This is a genomic window from Halomonas sp. 707B3 (assembly GCF_024158645.1).
In the GTDB taxonomy this organism is placed as follows: Bacteria; Pseudomonadota; Gammaproteobacteria; order Pseudomonadales; family Halomonadaceae; genus Vreelandella; species Vreelandella lionensis.
Genome location: NZ_JAMZBE010000149.1, coordinates 1 through 8,721 on the forward strand (window position 1 = coordinate 1; position 8,721 = coordinate 8,721).

The window sequence follows — 8,721 nt, forward strand, 5'->3', positions numbered from 1 at the left end:
ATACCGCACAGAACAATGCCCCGCCGAGATATTGGCTCGCTTACCGGCCACCACCACAGCGCAGCCCCCAGCACTAAGCCCCCAACTACCAACAACTGGTGCAACAGCGGCCACTGCAACACTAGCGCCAAGGCTTGTGCAGTATCAGCGGTATACACCCGAATATCCGCCAACATTAAACGCGTACTAAACTGGGACATCACCCACATATCGGCGGCATACAGCGCCACGCCGAGTAAAGCAATACCCCGCCACACCCCACGCCACAACCACCCACGACGGCCGAACGACACCACAAACAGCGCCACCACGACCGCCCAATACGGCACATCTGATGCCAACACATTGGGCACCACACAAGCCCGGCAGCCCAACACCTCGTAAGACATTGCCTGCAATACAAACAAACGCCGCCCCAGCAAACACAGCACCAGCAACCCAACGATGCCCCCCACCACACCCCAGCCATAACGCAACTTCACGCACTACTCCCTTTTACCATCGCGCGGCAACGCCGCCGCAGGCTGGCGGTACCACTTCGCCAACCGAGGTTTACTCCAACGCTGAAACGGAGATTCCACAAAGCGCCACGAAAGCCACGCAACACCCACGGAAAGCCCCACAGAAAGCACCACCGCCACACTAGCGGGCAGTGCATCGCTCATCCAATAAACAGGCAGGTTATGAAACAGATAAACCCCGAAACTAATGGTGCCCAAGAAGCTGAGCAAACCAGTGCCGCGTGCTGCCAGCGGGCTATGAATCATTGCCCAAAATAGCAACGCATACAGCACCACCATAGCCCCCCGGTAAGCAAACGTCTCACCCAAGAAAAGTACACGGGTAAGCCACTGGTAGTAAGCACCGCACACCACAATCAGCAGCATAATGCCCACCGCCAGCCACGTATAACCCCAGTGCAACGGCACCGGGCGACGATGCGCCCTAGCCCCCAGCCAGCCACCCAACCAAAAAGCATATAAATGTAGCGGCGCCACCCACAGCTCAATGTACCCCTCTCGCCAAGTGGTAACGTTTAACCACAGTGCCCCAGCGGCTAGCAACATCAGCACCACCACCTGCCAAAAGCGGGGCGTTATGCGGGGTAAAAAAGCCACCAAAGCAAAAAACGTAAAAAACACCGCCAACGACCAAAACGGCGGGTTAAGTGCAAACACCGTTGCCCTATCCGGCGTGGAAAGCAAAAACGTAAGATGATGGGCTGTCAGCAGCGGCCACTCGGCCAACGGTATTTGCCGCGCCAACAAATAAGCCAGCAACGCCACCAAAAACGCCGGATATAAACGCGTTAAACGCTTGGCAAGATAGTACCAGCCCCGGTGGCGCTCCCAGTTAAAGGCATAATATCCCGACACCACAAAAAAGCAGCCCGTACCATAACTATAAAACGGCGTGCTGTAGTACTGCCCAGCATAATGAGAAGCCACGACTAACGCAGCGCCAAACACTTTAATAAGATTGAGCGTATTAAATAACGAGGGAGACATCGCAACATTCGCTTAAAAAAGAGCCAGTGTACTGCAAAGGCAGCGTGGCACCCACAACAGTGGCCTGCACCAGTGCGGGCTAACCCAGGAATTTGACTGCACCGCCTTGCCTTTCCAGCATAGCCGCCACCCAAACCGATGATTTTATTGCCAACTTTTCCTCATTCGCCTTTTCTTTTAGCAGCGTAATGAAGTAATCTTTACCCGTTTGACGGTTGGGCAAATGATAACAAGGGCACTGGGCGATGAGCATGTTTTCGATTGGGCTAAGCGGGTTAAATGCGGCACAAAACGCGCTGAACACCACCAGCAACAATATCAGCAACGTTTACACTACCGGCTACAACCGGGAAATTACGATTCTGGGTGAACAGTCCTCAGGCAGCCCCGGCGTGCAGGTCAACGATATTCAGCGCCAATTCAATAAGTATGTGGCCAGTCAGCTGAATAACGCCCGCACCCAATCCACGGCGTTAGAGAAATACAGCCAGCAGATAACGCAAATCGACAGCCTGCTTGCCGACCGCGACGCCGGACTTTCACCGCTGATGCAAACCTTCTTTTCCAGCCTGGAAGACCTGGCCAGCGCCCCCTCAGACCCCGCCGCCCGCCAAGGGGTTATTGGTACCGCGCAAACGCTCAGCGCCCAATTCCGCTCGTTTGATAGCTACCTGCAAGATATGCAGAACAACATCAACAGCGAAATTGAAGACGAAATTACCCAGGTAAATAACACCACCCAGCAAATTGCCGGGTTAAACCGCGAAATTGCCCTGTCGCGCGCCCGCAGCGGCGAAGCGCCCAACAGCCTGCTGAACCAGCGCGACCAGATGATTGCCGAGCTAAACGAGCGCCTAAACGTACGGCTCAATATTCAGGATGGCAAAACTTACAACGTCAGCCTGCCCAACGGCCAGCCGTTAGTGAGCGGTGCCGATGCGTTCAAACTCACCCCCATAACCGCAGAAAACGACCCCCAACGCACTATTGTTGGCTACCGTGATGGTAGTGGCAACGTGGTGCCCCTTGACGAGGACGTGCTTACTGGCGGCAGTCTGGGCGGGCTAATGCGCTTCCGCCAGGAATCGCTAGATAAAACCCAAAACCAAATTGGCCAGCTCGCCGTATCGCTCACCACCGCCTTTAACGAAATACACAAACAAGGCATTGATTTAGACGGCGAACAAGGCAAAAACTTCTTTTCAATACGCGCCCCCCAAGCCTATAGCGGCAAAAACAATAGCGCAGAAGTAAGCACCATTACCTTTGATGCCACCCGCGTTGATGACCTACGCGCCACCGACTACCAAGTAAAGTACGACGGCAGCAGCTTCAGCGTTACCCGGCAAGACAGCGGAGAAGAAGTAAATGCCGAATGGGATGGCACCACCCTCTCGTTCGGCGGTATCGATATGACGCTAAGCGGCGCCCCCGCTGCAGGCGATACGTTTAACGTACAGCCCGTGCGCCGCGCCGCCGCAGGTATGGACGTACTGGTCAGCGACCTGGATAAAATTGCCGCCGCGCAGGGCCCGGTAAGCCCCATGCCCTATTCCACAGTAGATTTTCAGTCGCAGAGCACAACGCGCCTGGGGCAAACAGAGAGTTTTGCCAGTAAATTTGCCACAGGAAGTACGTTGACCGGAGAGACTTCGGGCATTAAGCCATTTGCCTTTATTCCTGTTGATGCCAAAAATGTTGAAATCCACCTCTATGATTTAGGGGCAGATGACGACATCCAGATATTCACCCGAGATGGTAAACACCTCATCGGCACTCCCGTCACAGGAAGTGATGCTGACTATACATGGACAAGTAATAGCATTGACTCTGAAGATGACCTTGAAACACAAGTGTTCACTTTAGCCCGCGGTTTTCCTGAGGGCACGACTTACAGTGATGAAGAACTGCTTTTTCACAAAGGCACTAACTTCTCAAGTGACCTTGCCGATGGCGTGACTTCCAGCTACAACGGTATGACCTTTACTTATACCGGTGATGCGGATCATTTTGACAGTGAAGGCGCTATTAATGACGGCAGTAGCTCTCTTGACGGCATGAGTGAAAAGTTAAATATCGACACGGTTACTGAACCACTCTTTGTGCTGATATCGGGCAATGGTCGTTTCAACATCACCGCCACCTGGGATGACATGCCAGGGGTGCCAGCTGCAGGGGGCGCAATTTCAGACAACACTCCCATTGGCCGCGTGCAGAACCAGCTTGAAGTCAGCGAGATTGACGTTGCCCCAGCGTTCAAACAAATGGATGCCAAGTACCAACCGCCCAGCTTTGCGATTAAAGCCGCTGACGACGGCGCCCTTACCCTTGGGCTCTTTGGGGCAGAGAGCGACAACAACCTGTTTGTTTCCCCGGATGCTGGTTCGGTGCCCACTTCCCCGCCGCCGGAAGGCATTTACAGCATCTTTAAAGAAGATGGCACTGAAATCGACAATGTGCTTTCGGTGAATGCTGGCACCGGCGACACCCTCGCCGCTGGCGAGCGCTTAATCATTAAAGACGATGCCACGGGCGCCACCATCCTCAGCTTTACCGTTGACGAGCTGCCCAGCAATGGCACCACCAGCGGCGTGACCTTCACAGGCATCACCGGCACCACCGGCCCCGGCGACAACCGCAACGCCCTGGCGCTACAAGACCTGCAAAACGAATTAACCGTAGGGGGCAGCGCCTCGTTCAGCGGTGCTTACGGCGCGATAGTGAGCGACGTAGGCAACCAAACCAACATCGCCCAGGTAAACCTGGATGCCCGCCAAGGGCTGACCGATCAACTGCGCGCCGTTCAACAGTCGGAATCTGGCGTGAACCTGGATGAAGAGGCAGCCAACCTCATCCGCTTCCAGCAGTTCTACCAAGCCAACGCCCGCGTGATCAGCACCGCATCAACAATTTTCGATACCATTCTTGGCCTGCGCAGCTAATCAGTAACAGGAAAGATAGAGCGCGTGAGCGCTACGCAGGCACGCCCCACTGCTACGAGTGCTTTAACAGCTCATTACTCAGCGCCTGGGCATAAGCAATACGAGCGGTTTGGCAAATAGCCAACCGCTGCTTTAACCTTGCGATCTCTTCATCAAGCCGCTGCCCATAGGATAGGCTGCCCACTGGCGAAGCAAACGGCTGAACATCCCCCACATCTACTGTCGTCAGGCGGCTTACCTGCTGTCTGCGTGAAGGCAACACATGCAACAGGCGGTGATTCAGCGCAATCACCGCTTGGAGATGCGCGTTCGCCTGCGCCGGTGAAAGGTGCCAACGTTTCGCCCGCTGCTCGCGGCAAGCACGCAGCGCCGCCGCCTTGCCCTCTTCAGCACTGCGCGGCAAAGCCCACGGCGTGCCCGCCAAATGACGGCGCACATGCGCAAAAATATCGTCTGGCACTGGCGTATCGCACAATACTTCCTCGCTTGCACGGAAAGCGCTGGCCTGCGCCATGGCCACCATATAGCCCGTTGCCTCCGCCACTTGCACCTTTCCCTCTGGGCTAACATGAATCAACGGGCACGTAGGTGCCAGCTCAGGAAGAATATGGTTGGGGAAAATACGCGCCTGCCAGTAACGCTCGGCAATACGTTTGAAATGCTTAAAATCAGCGATGGGGATAAGTGCCGACTCAGCAAACGGCAAGATTTCCACCTTGGGCTTGGTAGGCGTCACCGTATCGTTAGCGACATCCACATACAGCGTGCCCACTTGAAAGGCATTCTGGAAAAACTCGCCCCGCAAGTCGCCCCACACCTGCCGCGTGCTGCCCCCGGCCTTACGAAACGCCCGATAGGCATGGGCACCCGCTAAGGCAGCACCACTAAACCCAGCAGTGGCCACCCCAGCATCCGGCAGCAAACGCTGCACTGCCCGGGTAATTTCCAAACACTGCCCAAGCGGGTAAGGCTTGCCCAACTTCACCGGCCGCTGCTGATAGAGCGCAGGGTCAACCTGATGGCGTAACGCAAGGAAAAACGCCGCCACCTCGGCTAAACAAGGCAGCAAATAGCGCTCTGTTAACGCCGCCTGCGCCTTGTTATTCACCATACAGGGCTCGTTGGGCAGCAACCGGGCCAACAACGGCGATTGCCCACCCACACCGCTGGCAGCAGCTTTTTTCCTGCTTATTAACCGATGGTTCATGCGGCACTCATCTCCAGCGGCGTGGTATCACCTCCAGCCGCTACGGCGCTTGTTTCGGCAGCGCGTCACTCAGCGCCTGGGCATATACACTGCGCGCAGTTTGGTAGATCGCCAGCCGCTGTTGCAGCTGTTGAATAGTGGTGTCGGTTTTATTCAGCTTGGCCAGCGTTTGGCTGGCAGCCGCTGAAAGTTCGCTAAGTGGGTAGCTGACGCCGTTGAATGTTACCGTTTGCTCGGCGGCGGGGGCTGGCTCCGCTTGGCTGACGGGTGGCTCCCCACCCAAGGTAAAGCCGTGTGAGCGAAGTAGATACTGGCGCGCCGTATCGCCGGTAAAATCTTTAGGGCCAAGGCGCGGCTGATCTGGGTAACAAATCGCATAGGCCGCCGCCACCAAAGGCCGAGGCTCATAGGGGCCACGCTGCTGGTGCATCACACCTTTGCCTTTTGCAGCTTTAAAACCCGAATGCGCCTCTTGGCGAAAGGCATCTCGCCCTACGCGGTCGCAGTGCGCCATGGCCTGCTCAATCGCATCCCAGGGGATACCTGCCTGTTGCCAGGGCATATGTGTCTTCATCTAACGTTACATCCACTACTTAAATCATCGGTACACAGGGCAAACCGCCCAGCCCATCCCGGCTGAAGCGTTTAGTACCCACTTATTAGCCCGCCATCATCCCTGGCATTGGGCACGCTGTCGAGCCTTTACCGCACGGTGTAGGCAGGCAGGGCCTAAGCGCAAAGTATCGCCCACCATAAAAACAGCCGCTCAGTGGCGACCATTAATGGCACATTTAACCGCTCTCATCACCAACCTCTACATTAGGGTCTGGCAGCCAATCGGTATACAGGCCACTCACCCCCAATGCTTGAAACATCGCCCATTCACGCTGGGTGTTTACGGTATGTACATAAACATTAACCGGTAAACGCTTCGCTAACCCTTGCAGCGCCAAGTGGCGAGGCATGGTGACCGCAAACAGTGACATGCCCTCAAGCTCGCGTAAAATATCAGCCTCTTCACCAGGGTAGCGGTACAGTGTCCAAATAATAGTTTCAAACCCCGCTGCCCTGGCAGCGCCATACTCACTAGGTTGGTAAATTTGCGCGATAACCTGTTTTCCCACCCCTTCCCCATAGGCGCTTGCCAACTGCCTCAAGCCCGCCACATTGTCTGTTTTAATATCGGTCACTAAGCGCTTTTCTGGGTTTTCCTGCAGCCACTGCACCAGCGTTGTTAACGTACAGTTTTGCGCTACAGGGTGGCTCTCCACTAACGCTTCAAACTCAACCAAACTAACGGGCGCTTCAAAACGCTGTCCAAAAATCCACTCTGCGTTCGTTTTCCAATCGTGCAAACATACTAAGTGACCATCTGAGGTCCACTCAAAATCAATTTCAAATGCATCAAAATAGTCACGATTAAAATCAAGCGCTTGCAACGTATTGGTATATTGCCAGTTTTGGTACCCACCCCCAGCATGGGCAATAAAAGGCAATGTTTGCCTCTCGCTAGCCGCCGCTACCATAGTCAGCGCATATAAAGCCCCGGTTAACCCCCAAGGCACCCACCGCAATAACGGCCACTTCATTACCTACCACCTACTAAAATGCAGAATAAAAGCATGTGTTATACGCAAAGGACACTGCCCAATAACACGGCAGAATGACCTAAACAAGATACTGCGTGGAGAGGCAAAACTGACCATAAGCTGCTAAACAAACTCAGGAAAGCTTAATAGCGCGCTATGGCCAGTCGCTTATGTTGGCCCGGGTAGCCGACATGGAAGTGCCAGTGCACAGTGGCAGATAATAGGCACTTAAGCCCACCAACAGCCCCTCAAGCACGTGATTCAACATGTCAGGCTCAGGGTGATTCAGATAATCGGCACAAACGGCACGCAGCCGCTGAGCAACAGCCCAGCAGCGGCGATTAGCAGTAAGCGCGGCACTTAGTGCACCTCTTTGGTGGGCAGTTCTTCACTCAGCGCTTTGGCATAGGCGGTACGGGCGGTTTGGTAAATCGCCAGCTGCTGCTTGAGCTTTTCAATTTCCGCATCGGTGACGCGCAGGTTCACTACTTGGTTGCGGGCGTTTTCAGACAGGTCGGCCACGTTGTACTCGGTGCCGTCGATGGTGATGGTGTTCTTTTCGTTCGCCATGGGGTATCTCCTTTATAGGCGTTTAATAAAATTCAATATTCGCGTTTAAATGAATTAACTATCAAAATCAAACGTTAGCTCGTCATCATCCACACCATCGAGCACGCTATCAAGGTTTTCCGGTACTTCTTGGGTCGCGTGCTGGGCATGGAACTTAGCGCGCTCGCTTAATTGGCTAAGCTGGCTCATCGAAAACAGCTGGGCGTGGGCCAGTGCCATCGGGCCACCTTTTAACGCGGCATATGCCTCCCCTTCAAGGGCATTTAAGGCTTTTTCATCGACACGGAACAAGCCATTTACGCTGATCGGCTCTTGGCCTTCGCCGCGCTCGAGCTTCAAAGGCCATTGTTCCATCACACCGGCCTCTGCCAAGGCGTTGACCGATCGCTGCGTCAGCTCACGGTTCTGCTCGCACTGGTTGAGAAATTCCACCGTGCGCTGAACGGTCGGTGCCAAGTTGCCCGCTTCATCAAACAGCGGCTCGCCCTGCTCTTCGCTCAGATGGGCTTGATCCACACACAGGGCTTTTTGCCCCTCCTCGGTATTGGCGAGGGTAAAGGGATAACCGCGTAGCGAGGCGGGTACATAACTGCCAAGCCAACGGCCATCGCTATGTAGGTAAAGGTTGTTTTGACCATCCAGGCTCAATAAAGCAACCGCTTGATAGCCGGTTTCCTGCTGGATAAAGCCAAGGGCGTAGTGCGGCAACAGCTTGGGTAATTCCGCCAATAGCACCGGTGCTACGGCCTGATTCACAGCAAAGGTATAGCCCTGGCGGGGAAGGTAGGAATGGTCGGCATGTTGAGTGCGTGAAAGTGCGATCCACTGAGGCATAGACCCTCCGCTTTTGAATAAAAAAGCCCCGACAAGGTCAGGGCAAAATACGTTGTCAAACACGGTCTTGC

At 54.7% G+C, this 8,721-nt stretch carries 8 protein-coding genes; 1 reads left to right on the top strand and 7 read right to left on the bottom strand.

Annotated features, from left to right (window positions below; genetic code table 11):
- On the bottom strand, positions 1 to 482 hold a 482-nt coding region (locus tag BIS10_RS15560), incomplete at its 3' end, for a hypothetical protein (protein WP_253506465.1).
- 3 nt (positions 483 to 485) lie between these two features.
- Positions 486 to 1,508: an acyltransferase gene (locus BIS10_RS15565; protein WP_253506469.1), complete on the bottom strand. Its 1,023-nt coding sequence runs from the start codon at positions 1,506 to 1,508 to the stop codon at positions 486 to 488.
- Between the two features lie 245 nt (positions 1,509 to 1,753).
- Here BIS10_RS15565 and flgK point away from each other — a divergent pair, with 245 nt between their 5' ends.
- On the top strand, positions 1,754 to 4,450 hold the full coding sequence (flgK, locus tag BIS10_RS15570) for a flagellar hook-associated protein FlgK (RefSeq protein WP_253506471.1): 2,697 nt from the start codon (positions 1,754 to 1,756) through the stop codon (positions 4,448 to 4,450).
- 52 nt (positions 4,451 to 4,502) lie between these two features.
- Here flgK and BIS10_RS15575 read toward each other — a convergent pair whose 3' ends face one another.
- The 5 genes from BIS10_RS15575 to BIS10_RS15595 all read right to left on the bottom strand — a co-directional run bounded on the left by BIS10_RS15575 (position 4,503) and on the right by BIS10_RS15595 (position 8,650).
- Positions 4,503 to 5,657, bottom strand: a complete 1,155-nt coding sequence (locus tag BIS10_RS15575) for a hypothetical protein (protein WP_253506473.1) — start codon at positions 5,655 to 5,657, stop codon at positions 4,503 to 4,505.
- 40 nt (positions 5,658 to 5,697) lie between these two features.
- Complete coding sequence (locus BIS10_RS15580) at positions 5,698 to 6,231, bottom strand: DUF6447 family protein (protein ID WP_253506476.1); 534 nt, start codon at positions 6,229 to 6,231, stop codon at positions 5,698 to 5,700.
- 217 nt (positions 6,232 to 6,448) lie between these two features.
- Positions 6,449 to 7,246 (bottom strand): glycerophosphodiester phosphodiesterase family protein, encoded by a 798-nt coding sequence (locus tag BIS10_RS15585; RefSeq protein ID WP_083025539.1) that lies wholly within the window; start codon positions 7,244 to 7,246, stop codon positions 6,449 to 6,451.
- A 360-nt stretch (positions 7,247 to 7,606) separates the two neighbouring features.
- Positions 7,607 to 7,816: a DUF6447 family protein gene (locus BIS10_RS15590; protein ID WP_253506478.1), complete on the bottom strand. Its 210-nt coding sequence runs from the start codon at positions 7,814 to 7,816 to the stop codon at positions 7,607 to 7,609.
- A 54-nt stretch (positions 7,817 to 7,870) separates the two neighbouring features.
- A complete protein-coding gene (locus BIS10_RS15595; RefSeq protein ID WP_253506481.1) occupies positions 7,871 to 8,650 on the bottom strand; it encodes a SapC family protein in 780 nt (259 codons plus the stop codon).
- Positions 8,651 to 8,721: the final 71 nt, after the last annotated feature.